General features: G+C 67.0%; 22 protein-coding genes. 5 read left to right on the top strand and 17 right to left on the bottom strand.

All coding sequences use genetic code 11. The annotated features are described in order from the left end of the window. Nucleotides 1-54 precede the first annotated feature (54 nt). A complete protein-coding gene (locus H565_RS0104545) occupies nucleotides 55-846 on the top strand; it encodes a hypothetical protein (RefSeq protein ID WP_027460003.1) in 792 nt (263 codons plus the stop codon). A gap of 63 nt (nucleotides 847-909) precedes the next feature. Here H565_RS0104545 and H565_RS0104540 read toward each other — a convergent pair whose 3' ends face one another. From H565_RS0104540 to pgm, 15 genes are all read right to left on the bottom strand, one after another. After that, nucleotides 910-1,170, bottom strand: a complete 261-nt coding sequence (locus tag H565_RS0104540) for a cold-shock protein (protein WP_027460002.1) — start codon at nucleotides 1,168-1,170, stop codon at nucleotides 910-912. A 190-nt stretch (nucleotides 1,171-1,360) separates the two neighbouring features. Continuing rightward, nucleotides 1,361-1,729 (bottom strand): 50S ribosomal protein L7/L12, encoded by a 369-nt coding sequence (gene rplL, locus H565_RS0104535; RefSeq protein WP_027460001.1) that lies wholly within the window; start codon nucleotides 1,727-1,729, stop codon nucleotides 1,361-1,363. Nucleotides 1,730-1,786: 57 nt separating this feature from the next. After that, nucleotides 1,787-2,296 (bottom strand): 50S ribosomal protein L10, encoded by a 510-nt coding sequence (gene rplJ, locus H565_RS0104530; protein ID WP_027460000.1) that lies wholly within the window; start codon nucleotides 2,294-2,296, stop codon nucleotides 1,787-1,789. 206 nt (nucleotides 2,297-2,502) lie between these two features. Beyond that, nucleotides 2,503-3,204, bottom strand: coding sequence for a 50S ribosomal protein L1 (gene rplA / locus H565_RS0104525; RefSeq protein WP_027459999.1), 702 nt, complete (start codon nucleotides 3,202-3,204; stop codon nucleotides 2,503-2,505). Beyond that, nucleotides 3,197-3,631: a 50S ribosomal protein L11 gene (gene rplK, locus H565_RS0104520; RefSeq protein ID WP_027459998.1), complete on the bottom strand. Its 435-nt coding sequence runs from the start codon at nucleotides 3,629-3,631 to the stop codon at nucleotides 3,197-3,199. Before rplK ends, rplA begins: the two co-directional genes overlap by 8 nt. Before the next feature lie 153 nt (nucleotides 3,632-3,784). Continuing rightward, on the bottom strand, nucleotides 3,785-4,357 hold the full coding sequence (gene nusG, locus H565_RS0104515) for a transcription termination/antitermination protein NusG (RefSeq protein ID WP_027459997.1): 573 nt from the start codon (nucleotides 4,355-4,357) through the stop codon (nucleotides 3,785-3,787). Beyond that, the gene (gene secE / locus H565_RS0104510; RefSeq protein WP_027459996.1) at nucleotides 4,354-4,533 is read right to left on the bottom strand and encodes a preprotein translocase subunit SecE; all 180 of its coding nucleotides are present in this window, start codon (nucleotides 4,531-4,533) and stop codon (nucleotides 4,354-4,356) included. Before secE ends, nusG begins: the two co-directional genes overlap by 4 nt. Before the next feature lie 87 nt (nucleotides 4,534-4,620). Further along, nucleotides 4,621-4,788 (bottom strand): 50S ribosomal protein L33, encoded by a 168-nt coding sequence (gene rpmG / locus H565_RS0104505; RefSeq protein ID WP_027459995.1) that lies wholly within the window; start codon nucleotides 4,786-4,788, stop codon nucleotides 4,621-4,623. A gap of 230 nt (nucleotides 4,789-5,018) precedes the next feature. Further along, entirely contained in the window at nucleotides 5,019-6,236 is a 1,218-nt protein-coding gene (tuf, locus tag H565_RS0104500) for an elongation factor Tu (RefSeq protein WP_027459994.1), read from the bottom strand. Nucleotides 6,237-6,448: 212 nt separating this feature from the next. Continuing rightward, a complete protein-coding gene (locus tag H565_RS0104495) occupies nucleotides 6,449-6,865 on the bottom strand; it encodes a hypothetical protein (RefSeq protein ID WP_027459993.1) in 417 nt (138 codons plus the stop codon). Nucleotides 6,866-7,012: 147 nt separating this feature from the next. Next, complete coding sequence (fusA, locus tag H565_RS0104490; protein ID WP_200870668.1) at nucleotides 7,013-9,106, bottom strand: elongation factor G; 2,094 nt, start codon at nucleotides 9,104-9,106, stop codon at nucleotides 7,013-7,015. Between the two features lie 61 nt (nucleotides 9,107-9,167). After that, nucleotides 9,168-9,638, bottom strand: a complete 471-nt coding sequence (gene rpsG, locus H565_RS0104485) for a 30S ribosomal protein S7 (RefSeq protein ID WP_027459991.1) — start codon at nucleotides 9,636-9,638, stop codon at nucleotides 9,168-9,170. A gap of 67 nt (nucleotides 9,639-9,705) precedes the next feature. Beyond that, nucleotides 9,706-10,107: a 30S ribosomal protein S12 gene (gene rpsL / locus H565_RS0104480; RefSeq protein ID WP_027459990.1), complete on the bottom strand. Its 402-nt coding sequence runs from the start codon at nucleotides 10,105-10,107 to the stop codon at nucleotides 9,706-9,708. Nucleotides 10,108-10,433: 326 nt separating this feature from the next. Beyond that, a complete protein-coding gene (locus tag H565_RS0104475; protein WP_027459989.1) occupies nucleotides 10,434-10,886 on the bottom strand; it encodes a hypothetical protein in 453 nt (150 codons plus the stop codon). After that, nucleotides 10,883-12,526 (bottom strand): phosphoglucomutase (alpha-D-glucose-1,6-bisphosphate-dependent), encoded by a 1,644-nt coding sequence (gene pgm, locus H565_RS0104470; protein WP_027459988.1) that lies wholly within the window; start codon nucleotides 12,524-12,526, stop codon nucleotides 10,883-10,885. The genes H565_RS0104475 and pgm overlap by 4 nt, the downstream gene beginning before the upstream one ends. A gap of 276 nt (nucleotides 12,527-12,802) precedes the next feature. Here pgm and glpX point away from each other — a divergent pair, with 276 nt between their 5' ends. Further along, nucleotides 12,803-13,825: a class II fructose-bisphosphatase gene (glpX, locus tag H565_RS0104460; protein ID WP_027459987.1), complete on the top strand. Its 1,023-nt coding sequence runs from the start codon at nucleotides 12,803-12,805 to the stop codon at nucleotides 13,823-13,825. A 115-nt stretch (nucleotides 13,826-13,940) separates the two neighbouring features. Beyond that, entirely contained in the window at nucleotides 13,941-14,543 is a 603-nt protein-coding gene (gene wrbA / locus H565_RS0104455) for an NAD(P)H:quinone oxidoreductase (RefSeq protein WP_027459986.1), read from the top strand. Between the two features lie 54 nt (nucleotides 14,544-14,597). On the opposite strand, the gene H565_RS0104450 is transcribed toward wrbA, so the two are convergent. Next, nucleotides 14,598-15,665 (bottom strand): hypothetical protein, encoded by a 1,068-nt coding sequence (locus H565_RS0104450; protein ID WP_245576158.1) that lies wholly within the window; start codon nucleotides 15,663-15,665, stop codon nucleotides 14,598-14,600. Nucleotides 15,666-15,674: 9 nt separating this feature from the next. Then, a complete protein-coding gene (locus H565_RS0104445) occupies nucleotides 15,675-16,421 on the bottom strand; it encodes a metallophosphoesterase family protein (RefSeq protein ID WP_027459984.1) in 747 nt (248 codons plus the stop codon). A gap of 51 nt (nucleotides 16,422-16,472) precedes the next feature. Between H565_RS0104445 and dcd the strand changes: the two genes are divergently transcribed. Both dcd and H565_RS0104435 read left to right on the top strand, forming a co-directional pair. Further along, nucleotides 16,473-17,036 (top strand): dCTP deaminase, encoded by a 564-nt coding sequence (dcd, locus tag H565_RS0104440; protein WP_027459983.1) that lies wholly within the window; start codon nucleotides 16,473-16,475, stop codon nucleotides 17,034-17,036. 72 nt (nucleotides 17,037-17,108) lie between these two features. Next, nucleotides 17,109-17,330 carry a hypothetical protein gene (locus H565_RS0104435; protein ID WP_027459982.1) on the top strand — a complete coding sequence of 74 codons (222 nt, stop codon included), beginning with the start codon at nucleotides 17,109-17,111 and terminating at the stop codon, nucleotides 17,328-17,330. Nucleotides 17,331-17,343: the final 13 nt, after the last annotated feature.

Raw genomic sequence — 17,343 nt, 5'->3', positions numbered from 1 at the left:
GCTCTTCGGCTTCCCGCGGGGCGCCAGCGCGGGGGGTGCACTAGGATGGGGGACGTGGACTGGCAACCCTACCTTCCCCTCATCTTGACCGTGATTCGCGGCCTGGCGGTAGTGGGCCTCGTCCACGCCGTGCTGACCCGACAGCCACTGTTTTGGACCTTTCTGCTCGTGTTTGGAGCGCTGTTTGGGAGCTTCTTCGGGTTGATAGGCACCGTGCTGTACACCTTTCTGGTGGTGGTGCCGTGGTTGCGGGGCCGCAGCCGCGTGGCGGGGCAGGCGGTCGCTCGCGGCGTCGAGGCCATCAAGCCCCTCGACACCCGCATCCGCGAAGCTCAGGCCCGCGTCGAAGAGAGCGATACGCTGGCCCACCGCACCCATCTGGCCGCCCTGCAAGCTCGCGCTGGGCGCCCCGAAGAGGCGCAGGCCACCCTCGCGCCCCTGCTGGGGGGCATCTACGCCGACGACCCCGTCGTGCTGCTCACGAGCGCCGAGCTAGAGCTGGCCCGTCAGAATCCCGCCGCCGCCGAGACGCTGCTCTCGCGGGTCGACCTGCGGACGAGCGCGGCTACCCGCACCCGCACCCTCACCCTGCTCGCTCAGGCGCAAGCGGCCCAGGGCAAAGCGCAGGAGGCCGACGCCACCTACCGCGAGGCGATGACCGCCGCGACCACCGAAGAACCCCGCGCCCGCTACGCCGCCTTTTTGCTGAGGCAGGGGCGACGGGCCGAAGCCGAGGCCCTGCTCAAGGCGATGGAAAAGACCGAGCGCCGGGCCACCCCCCTCTACAAGCGCCAGGAACGCGAGTGGTTCCAGATGGCGGCGGAGTTGCGGCGCGAGCTGCGCTGAGGCCCGTGGCAGCACAAAAACCCCCCGGCCCGGAAGCTGGGGGGTTCAAAGTTCAGGGAAAGATTACCAGCGGTCGTCGCGGCGGGGACGGTCGCCGTAGGCGGGGGCCGGGGCAGCCTTTGTCACCACGATGTTCTTGGCCTGAGGACCCTTGCCGCGCTGGCCGGGTTCGATTTCGAATTCGACCTCGTCGCCCTCGTTGAGCTTCTTGAAGCCCTGGGCTTGGATGGCGCTGAAGTGCGCGAAGACGTCCTCGCTGCCCTCCGTCTCGATGAATCCGTACCCCTTCTCCGCGTTAAACCACTTCACTCTGCCTACTGCCATGATGACTCCTGGCTGCTTTCCAAACGGCAGAAACGGATACGCGCACTGTTTACCGCGCTCCGCTAGGGAATCTGCCTGGAAAACAACCCGGTTACTATGCCCCGGCCCACCCCCGGCAATCGTGGTATAGGCCACACTAAGAAAACCCCCCGCTTTCGCAGGGGGCTGCACTCCCGGTGAGAAGGGGGGATTACTTCAGTTCGACCTTTGCGCCCGCCGCTTCGAGCTGGCCCTTCATCTTCTCGGCGTCTTCCTTGCTGACGCCTTCCTTGAGGGTGCCGCCCTTTTCGCTGAGGTCCTTGGCTTCCTTCAGGCCCAGGCCGGTAATGGCGCGGATTTCCTTAATGACGTTGATCTTGCTCGCGCCAGCGTCCACGAGCACCACGTCAAACTCGGTCTTCTCTTCGGCAGCGGGCGCAGCGCCCCCGGCGGCGGGGCCAGCCATCGCCACGGCGGCGGTCACGCCCCAGGTCTCCTTGAGACCGTCGATGAGGTCGGCGAGTTCCATGATGGTGAGGGAGCTGAGCTGGTCAATCAGAGCCTGCTTGTCGTAAGCCATGGTGATGTCCTCCGGTAGGTGGGTGGAATAGAGAGAAAGGGGGTGAGAAGGAAAGCGTTAGCCCTGGGCTTCGGCGCTGCCTGCGCCCAGTTTGTCCCGGTACGCTTCCAGGATGCCGACGAAGTTCGAGAGGTGGCTGGAGAGCACCCCCACGAACTCGCCTTGCAGGCTCTGCTTGCTGCCCAAGCTGGCCAGGCGCTCGATGACGGCCACGTCCACGCGGCGGCCTTCAACGAGGCCACCTTTCATCGCGGGAATCCCGCGGTCGTTGCCCTTGGCCGCGTCGCTGAGGGTCTTGGCGACCCCCGCGGGGTCCTCGTGGGCCAGCACGATTGCGCTGGGTCCCTTGAGGGTGTCGCTGAAGTCCTGGCCGCCGCCCTGAAGGGCGAGGTGAATCAGGGTGTTTTTGGCAACAATCAGTTGCCCACCCTTCTCGCGGATGTCCTTGCGCAGGCGGCTCAGCTGCCCGGCGGTCAGGCCCTGGTAGTCGACGACATAGAACGTCTCGACGCCCTTGAGGCTCTCTTGCAGGCTGCTGAGGCTCTGCTGATTGCGTGCGTTCGCCACTGGGAACCTCCTTTGTGGTGAACAAGTCCAGGTACGCTCCTCGCGCCCTGACAACTCGGCGGGATGTTTAAACCTGGCAAGGGTCCCCGCTGTCTACGGTGCCGGAATGATTGCAAAGGTGGGCCGCAGGGCGCACCGGGGTGCTGAATGGGAGGGGGAGGAAAGAGGGACTCTGCCCTCCCGCTCCTCCCCATGAGGAGTGGGCCTTAGGCCTGGGCCTGGGCGCTCAGCGTGAGGGGAATGCTCGGCCCCATCGTGGTGGTGAGGTAAGCGCTGCGCAGGTACACGCCCTTGGCGCTGCCCGGTTTGGCAGCTTCGAGGGCTGACACCAGCGCCTGGTAGTTGGCGCTGAGGTTGCCCGGCTCGAAGCTGGCCTTGCCGATGGGTGCGTGCACCACCCCCGTCTTGTCGTTGCGGAACTCGATGCGTCCAGCCTTGAGGCCACGCACCATACCCGCCACGTCAGGCCCCACCGTGCCGCTCTTGGGGTTAGGCAGCAGGCCGCGCGGCCCCAGCAGGCGAGCGAGCTTCTGGCCGATTTGGGCCATCATGTCGGGGGTCGCCACGACGGCGTCGAACTCCATAAAACCGCCCGCGATGCGCTCAATCAGCTCGTCGCTGCCGACCACGTCCGCACCTGCCGCTTCGGCCACCGCGAGGTTGTCCCCCTTGGTGATGACGGCCACGCGCACCGTCTTGCCGGTGCCGTGGGGCAGAGCGACCGTGCCGCGCACGTTCTGGTCACTCTTGCGAGGGTCAATGCCGAGGCGGAAGTGCACTTCGACCGTCTCATCAAACTTGGCGGTCGCCAGTTCCTTCACGAGCGCGGCGGCTTCGTCGATGGTGTACTGCTTGGTGCGGTCCACCTTTTCCGCCAGGGCGCGGTAACGCTTGCCGTGCTTAGGCATGGGGCGCCCCCTCAATGGTCACGCCCATAGAGCGGGCGGTTCCGGCCACGGTGTTGGCCGCGGCCTCTACGCTGCCGGCGTTGAGGTCGGGCATCTTGGTGCGGGCGATTTCCAGGACCTGGTCCCAGCTGAGCTTGCCGACCTTGGCCTTGTTGGGCGTTGCGCTGCCCTTTTGCAGGCCCGCCGCCTTACGAATCAGGTAGCTCATCGGGGGGGTTTTGGTGATGAAGGTAAAGGAGCGGTCCGCGTAGATGGTGATTTCCACGGGGATGATGGCATCGCCTTTGTCCGCCGTCTGCGCGTTAAACGCCTTCGTAAACTCCATGATGTTCGCGCCGTATTGACCGAGCGCGGGACCCACGGGCGGGGCCGGAGTGGCCTTGCCGGCGGGCAGCTGGAGTTTGACCAGCCCTGCAACTTTCTTCATGTGTCCTCCTTAGCTCCCCCGGCGGGTCACGGGAACCCGGCGGGGTGCTGGCGCTAAGTTCTGTTCGCGGTGCCGCACGGGAAACCGGCAAACAGCAACTTCGTTACTCTACAGGGCGCGGGAGCGGTCTGCCAAGCCCACGCCCCAGGGGGATTACTTGCTGACCTGCGTGAAGTCGAGTTCGACCGGCGTCTCGCGCCCGAAGATGCTGACCAAGACCTTGACCTTGGCCTGCGGCGCGTTGACCTCGCTCACCACGCCGCTGAAGTCGGCAAAGGGGCCGCCCGTGACCCGGACCATGTCGCCGGGCTTGAGGTCCACCTTGATGCGCGGGGCAGCTTCCTCCGGGGCCTGGGCCGCCACCCCCACCGAGGCGAGCAGACGCTGCACCTCTTCGGGGGAGAGGGGCACCGGGCGGGTGGCCGTACCCACAAAGCCGGTCACGCCGCTCGTGCCGCGCACGACCTCCCACGACTCGCCGAGTTCGCCCGGCGCGTCGTCATCCTCGACGTCCATCTGCACGAAGACGTAACCGGGGAAGAGCTTGCGCTCGACCTCGACCTTCTTGCCGCCTTCTTGAATTTCGATGGTCTTTTCAGTGGGTTGCAGGACCTGGAAAATCTTGGTCTGGTGCATGCCCAGCTTGCGGGCACGCTCCAGCAGGTGCTGCTGCACCCGGTCTTCCTGGCCCACGTAGGTATGGACGGCGTACCACTCGATGCTCATGGCAGCGCCGCCCGGACGAGAAAGCCGAAGAGGGAATCCATCGCGAACACGATGAGGGTCAGGGCCACCACGAAAATCAGCACGGCCTGCGTGCCCTCGATGACGCCCTGACGCGTCGGCCAGGTCACCTTGGCGAGTTCGGCACGGGAATCCCGCAAATACTGCATCAGATTCATGCGCTCACCTTGCCCGTCACGTGGGGCGAAAGGCTAGAGCCGCTGCTGGGGACGCCGCCTTAGAGGAGGGCAGGCCCCACCGCGACCTCAGACCTTCTTTTCCTTGAACACGACGTGCTTTTTGGCCACCGGGTCGTACTTACGCAGTTCGAGCTTGGCCTGAGTGTTGCGGCGGTTTTTGGTGGTCGTGTAGTAGAAGCCCGTGCCAGCGGTGCTTTCCATCTTCACGATGATGCGCGGTCCGTCTTTCGCCATGATGCTGCTCCTTTCGCGCCGCCCTGGGGATATCGGCGCTCCCAGCTCTCCGGCCCCTCATGGGCGGCGCTGGTAAAAGCCCGCCTTGGGGCGGGCAACATTGGGATTATAGGCAGTGCGGCGGGGAGTGTCCACCCAAGGAACACAAATGCGAGCGGGTAGCCTCAAAGGAGTGCATCCAAAGAAGAAAGAAGAGGGCCATGTGCGGCCCTCTTCCGGCAGGTGGAAGGTTACTCCAGGACCTTGGTGACGACGCCGGCGCCGACGGTGCGGCCACCCTCGCGGATGGCGAAGCGCAGGCCTTCTTCCATGGCGATGGGCTTAATCAGCTCCACCGAGAAGGTCACGTTGTCGCCGGGCATCACCATCTCCACGCCTTCAGGCAGCTCCACCACGCCCGTCACGTCCGTCGTGCGGAAGTAGAACTGCGGGCGGTACCCCCCGAAGAACGCCGAGTGACGACCACCCTCGTCCTTGGACAGCACATACACGCTGGCCTCGAACTTGGTGTGCGGCGTGATGGACCCTGGCTTCGCCAGCACCTGACCGCGCTCCACGTCGTCACGCGCCACCCCGCGCAGCAGCACGCCCACGTTGTCCCCCGCCATGCCCTGGTCGAGCAGCTTGCGGTGCATTTCCACGCCCGTCACCGTCGTCTTCTTGGTGTCGCGCAGCCCCACGATTTCCACTTCGTCTTGCACCTTCACGATGCCGCGCTCCACGCGGCCCGTCGCCACCGTGCCGCGGCCCGTGATGGTGAACACGTCTTCGACCGGCATCAAGAACGCCTTGTCGGTGTCACGCTCCGGCGTGGGGATGTACGAGTCAATCGCGTCCAGCAGTTCCCAGATGCGGTCCACCCACTGGTTTTCGCCGCGGGCGGTCTTGGGGTTGGCTTGCAGGGCTTCGAGGGCTTGCAGCGCGCTGCCCTTGACCACCGGGAGGTCATCGCCGGGGAACTCGTACTTGGAGAGCAGCTCGCGCACTTCCATCTCCACGAGTTCGAGCAGTTCTTCGTCGTCGACCATGTCGACCTTGTTCATAAAGACGACGATGTAGGGCACGCCGACCTGACGGGCGAGCAGGATGTGCTCGCGGGTCTGGGGCATGGGGCCGTCCGCGGAGGAGACGACCAGGATCGCGCCGTCCATCTGGGCCGCGCCGGTGATCATGTTCTTGACGTAGTCAGCGTGGCCGGGGCAGTCGACGTGCGAGTAGTGGCGGGTGGCGGTGTTGTACTCGACGTGCGAGGTGTTGATGGTGATGCCGCGGGCCTTTTCTTCGGGGGCCTTGTCAATCTGGTCGTAGGCCAGGGTTTCGACGGTGGGGTCCATCGCCGCCGCCGTGAAGGTAATCGCCGCCGTCAGCGTCGTCTTTCCGTGGTCGACGTGCCCGATCGTCCCCACGTTCACGTGAGGCTTCGTCCGCTCAAACGTTCCTTTTGCCATCTTCGTTCCTCCAAGCGGTGGGTGGGCACGCCAAAAGAACCCTTTGATCGGGTCTGTGGGCGCGCTCCCACATTGGGTTGATTCCCGCCAGGGCAGTGTCCTGCCTTGCTGGCACGTTGCGGCATCAAGCAGCGCCTTTTGCCGCACCGACTTGTTAGGCTACCTAATCCGGCCCGGAGCTGCAAGCCCCGCGGCCCCACGCTCAGCGGGCCTCAACGGTGCAGATAGGCCCGCACCTCGCGGTCAAAGAGGCCGAAGAGCATCACGGCCCCCAGCACCGTGCCCAAGGGCAAGACGAGCAGGCTCAGGACCGCAATCACCAGGGTGGAAACCCACCCCCAGCGCCGTCCCTCCAACACCGCCCGCCGGGTGGCGTACAGCCACAGCACCAGGGCCGAGGTGAGCGCAAACGACAGCCACAGCACCGTCTGAATCTGCGCGTCGCTGAGCTGAAGGGGGGGCTGGCCCGTCGTTGCCGCCAACTCCGCGAGCAGTTGCCGAATGGTCGGCCCGGAAAAGGGCAGGGTGAGCAGCGAGATGGCGTTGTAAATCAGGGCAATGAGGAGGGGGGTGGTCAGCAGCCCCAGGCGAGGAGGCCGGGCCAGCGGAGCAGGAGCAGGCGCACTCATGCGAGCAGGCTAAAGCATTCACTCCCCCAACAAGCACGAGGCTCATCAACGCGAAGCCCATAAAAAACCCCATGAACAAACAGGAAAAAAAGCGCCCCCCGTGGGGGACGCTTGCGGCGGCTGACGCGGTGGTCGCCTGGGGGCGATCTACTTCTTCATCAGCTGCTGGGCGAGGTTGGTGGGCACCGGCGAGTAGTGGTCGAAGAACATGGAGTAGCTCGCGCGGCCCTGGGTCTTGGAACGCATGTCGGTGGCGTAGCCGAACATCTCCGAGAGGGGCACAAAGGCCTTCACAATCTGCGCGTTGCCGCGAGCTTCCATGCCCTGGATTTGACCCCGGCGGCTGTTCAGGTCGCCGATGATGTCGCCCATGTACTCCTCCGGCGTGGTGACCTCGACGCGCATGATGGGTTCCAGGATGGCGGGGCTGCCCTTCTGGACGGCTTCCTTGAGGCCCATGCTGCCCGCAATCTTAAAGGCCATTTCGCTGGAGTCGACCTCGTGGTAGCTGCCGTCGTACAGGGTGACCTTGAGGTCCACGACCGGGAAGCCCAGCATGGGGCCGCTCTGCATGGCTTCTTCCACACCCTTCTGGGCCGGCCCGATGTACTCCTTGGGCACGGTGCCGCCCACAACGGCGTTTTCGAAGATGAAGCCCGCGCCGGGTTCCAGCGGCTCAACCCGCAGCTTGACGTGACCGTACTGACCGCGACCACCCGACTGGCGAGCGAACTTGCTGTCCACCTCGACCGGCTTGGTGATGGTCTCGCGGTAGGCCACCTGCGGCGCCCCCACGTTGGCATCCACCTTGTACTCGCGCTTGAGGCGGTCCACCAGGATTTCGAGGTGCAACTCGCCCATCCCGGCGATGGTGGTCTGGCCACTTTCTGGGTCAGACTCCACCTTGAAGGTGGGGTCTTCTTCGGCGAGCTTTTGCAGGCCGATGGCCATCTTTTCCTGGTCAGCCTTGGTCTTGGGTTCGATGGCCAGCTTGATGACCGGCTCCGGCACATCGATGCTTTCGAGCAGCACGCGCTCGTCGCCGTCGCCAATCAGGGTGTTGCCCGTGCCCGCGTCCTTGAGGCCAATCACGGCGCCGAGTTCCCCGGCCTTGAGTTCGGTAACTTCCTCGCGGCTGTTGGCGTGCATCTTCAGCAGGCGACCGACGCGCTCGCGCTTCTCTTTGGAAGCGTTGTAGACGTACGACCCGCTTTGCAGGGTGCCGGAGTAGATGCGCACGAAGGTCAGGCGGCCCACGTAGGGGTCAGCCATGATTTTGAACGCCAGCGCCGCGAGCTTGCCTTCGGGGTCGGCAGGGTACTCGATGACGTCGCCGCTCTCGGTCGTGCCCTTGATGGCGGGGATGTCCAGCGGGCTGGGCAGGTAATCGACGACCGCGTCGAGCAGGAGCTGCACACCCTTGTTCTTGAGGGAAGAGCCGCACAGCACCGGGAAGATGCGCTTCTCGATAGTGCCCTTGCGAATCGCCGCGACGAGCTGCTCGACGCTGGGTTCTTGCCCTTCGAGGTACATCATCATCAGGTCTTCGTCGACTTCGGCAGCGGCTTCGATGAGCTGCTGACGCATCTCGGCGACCTTGTCCGCGTACTCGGCAGGCACGTCGTGCTCCTGGATTTCGGTGCCCAGGTCGTTCGTGTAGGTGTAGGCCCGCTGACGCACGAGGTCGATGATGCCCTTAAATTCGCTTTCCTGGCCCATCGGGTACTGGATGGGGGCCGGAATCGCGCCGAGGCGCTCGCGGATGTCGTTCACCACGAGTTCGAAGCTCGCGCCCGTCTTGTCCATCTTGTTGGAGAAGGCGATGCGGGGCACCCCGTAGCGGTCGGCCTGACGCCACACCGTTTCCGACTGCGGCTCGACGCCCTGCGAGGAGTCAAAGACCGCCACTGCGCCGTCCAGCACGCGCATGGAGCGCTCGACTTCAATGGTGAAGTCCACGTGGCCGGGGGTGTCGATGATGTTGATGGTGTACTCGTCGTCGGTGCCGGAGCGCTTCCACTTGGCGGTGGTGGCCGCCGCCGTGATGGTGATGCCGCGCTCGCGCTCCTGCTCCATCCAGTCCATCGTGGCGGCCCCGTCGTGCACCTCGCCGATGTTGCGGTTGCGCCCGGTGTAGTACAGGATGCGCTCGGTGGTCGTAGTCTTGCCCGCGTCGATGTGCGCGGCAATCCCGATATTGCGGAAGTGCGTGAGATAACTCTGCGCTTTGGTGGTCATGATGACTCCCTTGGGAACGTGGGCGGAAGCGGAGCAGCCCACTTCCGTCCCGTTGTGGCCCGTCTTACCAGCGGTAATGGGCGTAGGCGCGGTTGGCTTCCGCCATGCGCTCCACGTCGTCTTTCTTCTTGATGGCCCCGCCGCGGCCCTGAGCGGCGTCCATGATTTCGCCCGCGAGACGCTCGATGGCGGTGCGTTCGGGGCGGCTTTCCACCGCGGCGAGCATCCAGCGCAGGGTCAGGCTCTGCTGACGGCGGGCGCTCACCTCGACGGGCACCTGGTAGGTGCTGCCCCCCACGCGGCGGCTGCGGACCTCGACGCGGGGCTTGACGTTGTCAAAGGCCTGCTTAAAGACCTTGAGCGGCTCCTGACCGGTGCGCTCCTGCACCAGGCGGCAAGCTCCGTAGAAGATGCGCGAAGCGAGGTTCTTCTTGCCGTCTTCCATGATGCGGTTAATCATCGCGCTCACCAGCACGTCCTGGTAGACCAGGTCGGGCTGGAGGGGGCGCACTTCTGCTCTGCGGCGACGTGCCATGCTGTAGCTCCTTACCTCTTAAGTATTCCAGTATTCCGTTGTGGCTTTGCCGGGGCGGGACCCGCCGTTACTTCTTCTTGCCAGCGGCGGCAGCGCCCGCCTTGGGCTTCTTGGTGCCGTACTTGGAACGGCTCTTGTTGCGGTCCTTGACGCCCTGGGTGTCGAGGGTGCCGCGCACGATGTGGTAACGCACGCCGGGGAGGTCCTTGACGCGGCCCCCGCGGATGAGCACGACCGAGTGTTCCTGGAGGTTGTGGCCCTCGCCGGGGATGTAAGCCGTGACCTCAAACTGGCTGCTGAGGCGCACGCGGGCAATCTTGCGCAGCGCCGAGTTGGGCTTCTTGGGGGTGGTGGTCTTGACGACCGTGCACACGCCGCGGCGGAAAGGGCTGCCCTTGAGGGCCGGAACCTTGCTCTTCTTTTGCAGGGTGGCGCGCCCCTTGCGGAGCAGTTGCTGGGTGGTAGGCAGGGTGAATCACTCCTTACTGGGCACGGTGCTTTGCTGGCACTTCGTGCGGCTTGTCCCGCCCACGCGCCCCCCTCTGCGGAGGGCGGGAGCAGGAACGGGTTGACAGGAAACAGCCGAGGTGATCGACGCGGGAAGTGCCGCTCTAGGCCGTCAGCACCCGGCCCCGGTCCCGCGCGTGCCGAACAACGTCCCTGGTGCAACCCCGTACCGGGCCGTTGTCAACCGGAGTAGCATACCGCCTGCGGCGTCAGGGGCGCAAGGACGGGGCGCACGCCTTATTTCTTGCCCCTTTGGCTGGCCCTGCTTTGCTGGCCCTGGCCCATCCCTCAGCCGGGGCACTCTTCGGCGCCGCCCGCCTGGTCCACCCGCAGGCGGGGAGTGCCCAGGGGCAGGGGGAGGGTCAGGTCTGTGAGGTAGGCCCGCAGGTGCTCTGGCAGCTCGGAGACGTGCAGGGGCTGGCGGGGCGCGGCCACCAGGCGGTACACGCCGGGTTCGCCGGGCACATGGTCGTAGACGTAAGCCCCCCGGCGCTGGGGCGGGGTGAGGTGTTCGTCAAAGCCGCCCGCGAGCGCGTTGGCCTCCTCGCGTTCGGGGCGGGTGTCAATCCAGACGTGCAGGGCTTCGAGGAGTTCCTCGGAGACGAGGGCCGCCCCCGGCACGTGGGGGTCGCCCGCCGCCATGAACTGCCCGATGTGCCCGGCAGCGTCGGCGGCAAACCAGTCGAACTCGACCCCGGTGATTTCCTCGCGGGTGATGACGGTGTGCGCGGCGGGGGTCACGCGGCCCCCCCAGCCCGCAGGGCCGCCGACACGACCTCGCGGGCTTCTTCCATAACCTGCCGCAGGTGCGCTTCGCCCCTGAAGCTCTCGGCGTAGATTTTGTACACGTCCTCGGTGCCGCTGGGCCGAGCGGCGAACCAGGCGTGCTCGGTCGTGACCTTCAGGCCGCCGATGCTCTGGCCATTGCCGGGGGCGCGGGTGAGCTTCGCGGTGATGGGGTCGCCCGCCAGGGTGGAAGCCGTGACCTCCTCCGGGCTGAGGTTGGACAACACCTTTTTCTGGGCGGCGGTGGCGGGCGCGTCCTGGCGGTCATAGGCCGTTTCGCCGTACTGCGCGGTCAGGGCCGCGAAGCGCTGCGCGGGGGTCTGCCCGGTCTTGGCGGTGATTTCGGCAGCGAGCAGGCCGGGGATGATGCCGTCTTTGTCGGTGCTCCACGCCCCGCCGTTCATGCGCAGGAAGCTCGCGCCCGCGCTCTCCTCGCCGCCAAAGCCCAGCGAGCCGGACAGCAGGCCCTCCACGAAGTACTTGAAGCCGACGGGCACCTCGACGAGCCGCCGCCCCAAGCCCGCCGCCACCCGGTCGATGAGGGCGCTCGACACCAGCGTCTTACCCACGCCCGCCTCCGCGCTCCAGCCGGGGCGGTGCCGGAAGAGGTAATCAATCATGACCGCGAGGTAGTGGTTGGGATTCATCAGGCCGCCTTCGGTCACGATGCCGTGACGGTCGGCGTCGGGGTCGTTGCCGACGGCCACGTCAAAGTCACCCCTCAGGCGCAGCAGCCCCGCCATCGCGTGGGGGCTAGAGCAGTCCATGCGGATTTTGCCGTCGCGGTCGAGCGGCATGAAGGCAAAGCGAGGGTCGACCGTCTCATTGACGATGGTGAGGTGGAGGCCGTGCATGTCCCGAATCGCCTCCCACACGGGCAGGCCAGAGCCACCCAGGGGGTCGACACCCAGCCGCACCCCGCTTTCCCGGATGGCCGCGAGGTCAATCACTTCGCCGAGTTCGGCGACATACGGCGTGATGAAGTCGAACGGCTCCAGCGCGGTCAAGGCGTCGTCCAAGCTCACGCGCCGCACGTCGCGCAAGCCGCTCTCCAGCAGGGCGTTCGCTCGGTTTTGCACCGCCCGCGTCACGTCGGTGTCGGCGGGGCCGCCCGACGGCGGGTTGTATTTAAAGCCGCCGTCCTGGGGGGGGTTGTGGCTGGGGGTGATGACGATGCCGTCCGCCGCGCCGTCCGGAGCAGCGCGGTTGTGGTTCAAGATGGCGTGACTGACCAGCGGCGTGGGCGTGAAGAAGCCGGGCTGGGCACGCACCCGCACCCCGTTGGCGACGAGCACGCACAGCGCCGTCATCCAAGCGGGTTCGCTCAGGGCGTGCGTGTCGAGGCCCAGGTACAGCGGCCCGGTGATGCCCGCTGCCGCCCGGTGCTCCGCGACCGCCTGCGCGACGGCGAGGATGTGCGCCTCGTTGAACGAGCCATTCAGGGACGTGCCCCGGTGGCCGCTCGTGCCGAAAGAGACGCGCTGGAACGCCTGCGCGGGGTCGGGCCGCGTTTCGTAGTAGTGGGCCACCAGGCGCGGGATGTTGGTCAGGAGGGAAGGCGGCGCGGGCTGCCCGGCGAGGTCGTGGAGGGTCATGTCCCGCAGTTTAAAGACCCCGCCCCCGCGAGGAGCCTCCGCCGGAACAGGGTGGAGCTGAGCGCAAAGGCGGTCTCCCCTCCCCTGCTCCCCTCGGCCCATGCGCGAGTTCCTGAACGACTGGTGGCAGCTGCTCAAGCTGACCGTGCTGACGCTGGCGGTCCCGGTGGGGCTGTGGCTGGGGCTGGTGTGGCTCGGCGTCTTGCGCTGAGCCGACGCCCTGCTTGGAATCGCTCCCAATGCGGGTTTTTGGTGCGGACGTGTTAGCGTCCAACCATGACGGGCAAGCACAAAGAGCAGGCCGCCCCCCCCGTGCGGGCGGTCCGGGCCGGAAGTTTCGAGCATGCGCTGGTGCTGGAAACCGCGCGGGTGACTGAGGGCGCGGCGCTGGCCGCGAGCCGCTGGGTCGGCATGGGCGACAAGAACGCGGTGGACCAGGCGGGCACCGAGGCCATGCGCGAGTTGCTGAGCAGCCTGGATATCCGGGGCCGGGTCGTCATCGGCGAGGGCGAGATGGACGAGGCCCCGATGCTCTATATCGGCGAGGAGCTGGGGCGCGGGCAGTACGAGGTTGACATCGCCGTCGACCCGGTGGAGGGCACCTCGGTGACCGCCAAGGGGCTGCCCAACGGCCTGGCGGTCATCGCGCTGTCCGAGCGCGGCGGCCTGATGCACGCACCCGACTGCTACATGGACAAACTCGTCGTGCCGCCCCCCGCCGCCGGACGGGTGCACCTCGATTGGCCGGTCGAGGCCAACCTCGCCGCCATCGCCCAGAGCCTGGAGCGCGGCGTCGAGGACCTACTCGTGACCATCCTCGACCGCGAGCGGCACGCCGACCTGATTCGCCGGGTGCGGGCGGCGGGTGCCCGCGTCAAGCTGATTGGCGATGGGGACGTCGTCGCCAGCCTCGCCGTGGGCGTGCGCGGCACCGGGGTCCACGCGCTGATGGGGTCGGGCGGCGCCCCCGAAGGCGTGCTCTCGGCAGCAGCGATGAAGTGCCTGGGGGCCGAGATTCAGGGCCGCTTCATCGCCGAGGACGACGCCATGCGCGCGCGCTTCGCGCAGATGGGGGTGAACGAGCACAAGGTCTACAAAACCGACGAACTGGCTCCCGGAAACCAGATTGTCTTTTCGGCGACGGGCATCACCTACGGCGAACTCCTCAATGGGGTGCGGCGCTTTGGCGGGGGTGCCCGCACCCACACGCTGGTCATGGGCTACGCCACCCGCGTGGTGCGCTTTATCGACACCGTGCACCTGGAGGACGACTCTGCCCGCGTCATCATCCGCGTCTGATGGGCTGCTAGACCCCTGTGGGCCAAGCTGAACAAGGCGCCGAATGCCTCGCCATGTCCAGCTTGGCCGACCGCTTAACATTGAACTATTTAGCTCGCAAGGGTACGCTGAGGCCATGACGAACCCAGTGCGGATGACGATTCTCTATTACTCGACCTACGGCACGAACCACCAGATGGCGGAGGTGGCGGCGGAGGCGGCCCGCGAAGCCGGGGCCGAGGTGCGGTTGGTCAAAGCCCGCGAGACGGCTCCGCAAAGCGTCGTCGACAGCCAGGAGGCGTGGAAGGCGCAGCAGGAGCGCACCGCCCATATCCCCGAAGCGACCCCCGACGACATGCAGAACACGGACGCCATCCTCATCAGCACGCCCACCCGCTGGGGCGGCGCGGCGAGCCAACTGCGGGTCTTTATCGATACGCTGGGTCCGCTGTGGGCGTCGGGGGCGCTGGCGAACAAGACCTTCAGCGCGATGACGAGCGCCCAGAACTCCAACGGCGGCCAGGAAACCACCCTCCAAACCCTGTACTTCATGGCCGCGCACTGGGGGGCCATCATCGTGCCCCCCGGCTACACCGACCCCGTCATCTTTGCGTCGGGCGGCAACCCCTACGGGGCGAGTGTGACCGCAAACGGCCAGCCCCTCAGCGAGGAAGACAAGGCCAGCATCCGCCACCAGGCCCGGCGGCAGGTGGACATCACCCGCAAACTGAAGGGGTGAGGCGAAGGGCCAGGCACGCGCTCCGGGTTTTCTGCGGGGCGCCTGTTGCCCTCCCTAACGGGGATAGAGATCGCGGAAGTACAGCCCCCTGGGGTCTGCCTGGGCACGCAGGGGAGCAAAGGGGAGCGTGACCGTCTTCGCGCACGCGCTCGCGACGTGCGGCAGGCCCGTGGGCGTGAGCGCCAGCCCCTGCGGGGTGAGGTGGGCAGTCAACCCCCATGGGCTGCCTGTCAGCCCCTCGCGGCATTCGGCGTCCGCGCCGCTGCGGGCGAGGTAGAGGGCAGCCAGGCGCGCGGGCGTCAGCCCCGGCCAGATGGCCGTCAGCGGCACCGGGCGGCCCGTCGCGCGGTCGAGGATGAGGCCCACGTCGAAATGGTCGGGGTGAGCGCCGCCGCAGAAGTAGCCCGCCTGCTCGAACAGGCTGACCAGGCGGGAGCGCAGGAGGGTTACCTGAGCCTCGACCTGGTAAGCGTCCTCGCCCGCCCCCTCCAGCCCCGCCCGGCAGTCGAGGGCGTTGGCGGCGTGTTCGAGCTGCCGGTCTTGCAGGGCCGCATTCAGGGCGGCGCTTCCACCCGGCACGCGTGGGTAGCGCACGCCGCTCAGCGGCTCCCGGACGCGAGCACCCCCGGCCTCCTGCGCCCATGCCCGGTTGAGCTTGAGGAAGGTGAGGGGGGCAGCGTCTCGCAACCGCCGCAGGCCGGGGGAGTCGGGGAGGTTGAGGGGCAGGCGCGTCACGTCCAGCGGGGCGAGCGAGACGGGAAGGGTCGTGCGCCCGTCCGGGCTGCTCCAGCTTCCGCGCAGGCTTGCCCCGGCCCGTTCGAGACGCAGGCAGCCCGTGACCTTTATGCCCGCCAGGGTCCAGACTTCCTCGCGCAGCACCAGGGCGGTGCCCACGCGGCCCGGCTTCAGGCGAATGTTGACGCCGAAGCGTTCGTAGAAGTAGCGGGCGGCCTCGCCGTCGTCGCGCAGACCCAGCTCCAGGACGACCGCCTGCCCTCCCAGCGTGCCGCGAAAGACGCCTGGCTTGACCCAGGACGGACTTCCCGCCTCGCCCCCGCACCCGCCCTGTGCCGCCGCCGTCCCCAGCAGGGCCAGCCCCACCGTCGCCATCACGCCTCGCATGGGGCCAGCCTACCCGCCCCGCACCTCGAAGGTCCCCGACCGCAGCAGCGCCGCGACGTCCTCCCCAAAGGGACTGTGCCGCTGCGCCCAGCGCACCGCCGCCTCCAGGTCGTAGGGCACGGCGCGGAAGTCGGCTGTCCAGCGCCCCCGGCGGCATTCCAGCAGGGTCCAGCGGGCGCGGGGGTCGCCGTCCACCTGCTCGCTGACGGCCCCGGCATTGACCACCAGCGTATCTCCCACCCGTGTCGCGCCGGGGCGGTGGGTGTGCCCGCACAGGACGACCTCGGCCCCCAGCGGCCCGACGAGGTCCGCCAGAGCGCGGGGGTCGCGGGCGCGGTAGAACCCCCCGGTGCCCTCTGGCTGCCAGGCCCACAGCAAACTCTCCCAGGCGGAAGCCGGGGTGCCGTGACAGGCGAAGACTCGGCCATCCAGGGAGCGGACCGTTAGGGGGAGGGCCGCGAGCCGCGCCCGCGCCCGCGCGTCCAGTTGCGTCTCCAGCCACGCGCCGTACTCGCGGGCGAGGGCCGAGCGCCGACCGCCCGGCCAGAACTTCTCCTCGTTGTTGCCCCGCACCTCCAGCGCTCCGGCCTGCGCCAGCTCGTGCTGGAGGGCTGCCGCCCGCGCTGGATTTGCCGCCCCCTCTACCTGGTCGCCCAGGTTGACCACCAGGTCGGGCGTCTCGGCCCGCAGGTCCCGCAGCACTGCCTCCAGCGCGGGGGCATTGCCATGCACGTCGCTGATGACCGCGAGCCTCACGGATGAAGGCTACCCCGTCCCCGGCCAGCCGCGCCCGCTAGCATGCGCCCCATGAGCATCCTTCCCGACTGGCGCATCCGCGAGCTGGCCCACGCGGGCATGATTGACCCCTTTGAGGACCGCCTGGTCCGCACCGCGCAGCAGGGGCAGGTCATCTCCTACGGCCTGAGCAGCTACGGCTACGACCTGCGCTGCGCCGACGAGTGGAAGGTCTTTACCAACGCGCACGGCAACACCATCGTGGACCCCAAGGCGTTCGACGCGCGGGCCTTTATCGATATCCAGGCTCCTGAAATCATCATTCCGCCCAACTCGTTCGTGCTCGCCCGCAGCGTGGAATACCTGCGGATTCCAGAAAACGTCATGGTGGTGGCGCTGGGCAAAAGCACCTACGCCCGCGTCGGCATCGTCGCCAACGTGACGCCCCTCGAACCCGGCTGGGAGGGCCACGTCACCCTGGAGTTTTCCAATACCACTCCCCTTCCGGCCAAGATGTACGCCTTTGAGGGCTGCGTGCAGCTCCTCTTTTTTGAGGGCGAGCGGCCGGAAGTGACCTACGGCGACCGGGGCGGCAAGTACCAGGGACAGCGGGGCGTGACCCTGCCCCGGCTGTAGGGAGGCCCATCTCTAAACCCGGCTTGAAGTTTCTTGCGGCTGACCCCCCGCGCTGGCTGTCAGGCTGGGGCCATGCCAGACAAAGATGACAAGAACAAGGGCCACACCAGCCAGCCCGACCAGTACGAGCGCAACAAGAAAGAAGTGCACGACATCGAGCATGACGACAAACCTTCATTCAAGGGGGTCAATGACCGCGAGGCCAACGCCGCCCGCAACACCGAGCACGACGGCCACAAGGAGAAAAAGGACGTCGAGGAAGCCCGCAACGTCCCCGCGAGCAACCAGGGGTAACGCCTCAGCTCTT

This window comes from Deinococcus murrayi DSM 11303, assembly GCF_000482805.1.
Lineage (GTDB): Bacteria > Deinococcota > Deinococci > Deinococcales > Deinococcaceae > Deinococcus > Deinococcus murrayi.
This window is presented reverse-complemented; position numbering and strand designations above follow the sequence as displayed.

Excerpts from the sequence above, each read along its gene's own strand:
- H565_RS0104540 (WP_027460002.1), bottom strand. The coding sequence starts at position 1,170 with ATGGCAGTAGGCAGAGTGAAGTGGTTTAACGCGGAGAAGGGGTACGGA.
- rplL (WP_027460001.1), bottom strand. The coding sequence starts at position 1,729 with ATGGCTTACGACAAGCAGGCTCTGATTGACCAGCTCAGCTCCCTCACC.
- rplA (WP_027459999.1), bottom strand. The coding sequence starts at position 3,204 with ATGCCTAAGCACGGCAAGCGTTACCGCGCCCTGGCGGAAAAGGTGGAC.
- rplK (WP_027459998.1), bottom strand. The coding sequence starts at position 3,631 with ATGAAGAAAGTTGCAGGGCTGGTCAAACTCCAGCTGCCCGCCGGCAAG.
- nusG (WP_027459997.1), bottom strand. The coding sequence starts at position 4,357 with ATGAGCATCGAGTGGTACGCCGTCCATACCTACGTGGGCCAGGAAGAC.
- secE (WP_027459996.1), bottom strand. The coding sequence starts at position 4,533 with ATGAATCTGATGCAGTATTTGCGGGATTCCCGTGCCGAACTCGCCAAG.
- rpmG (WP_027459995.1), bottom strand. The coding sequence starts at position 4,788 with ATGGCGAAAGACGGACCGCGCATCATCGTGAAGATGGAAAGCACCGCT.
- tuf (WP_027459994.1), bottom strand. The coding sequence starts at position 6,236 with ATGGCAAAAGGAACGTTTGAGCGGACGAAGCCTCACGTGAACGTGGGG.
- H565_RS0104495 (WP_027459993.1), bottom strand. The coding sequence starts at position 6,865 with ATGAGTGCGCCTGCTCCTGCTCCGCTGGCCCGGCCTCCTCGCCTGGGG.
- rpsG (WP_027459991.1), bottom strand. The coding sequence starts at position 9,638 with ATGGCACGTCGCCGCAGAGCAGAAGTGCGCCCCCTCCAGCCCGACCTG.
- pgm (WP_027459988.1), bottom strand. The coding sequence starts at position 12,526 with ATGACCCTCCACGACCTCGCCGGGCAGCCCGCGCCGCCTTCCCTCCTG.
- glpX (WP_027459987.1), top strand. The coding sequence starts at position 12,803 with ATGACGGGCAAGCACAAAGAGCAGGCCGCCCCCCCCGTGCGGGCGGTC.
- wrbA (WP_027459986.1), top strand. The coding sequence starts at position 13,941 with ATGACGAACCCAGTGCGGATGACGATTCTCTATTACTCGACCTACGGC.
- H565_RS0104450 (WP_245576158.1), bottom strand. The coding sequence starts at position 15,665 with ATGCGAGGCGTGATGGCGACGGTGGGGCTGGCCCTGCTGGGGACGGCG.
- dcd (WP_027459983.1), top strand. The coding sequence starts at position 16,473 with ATGAGCATCCTTCCCGACTGGCGCATCCGCGAGCTGGCCCACGCGGGC.
- H565_RS0104435 (WP_027459982.1), top strand. The coding sequence starts at position 17,109 with ATGCCAGACAAAGATGACAAGAACAAGGGCCACACCAGCCAGCCCGAC.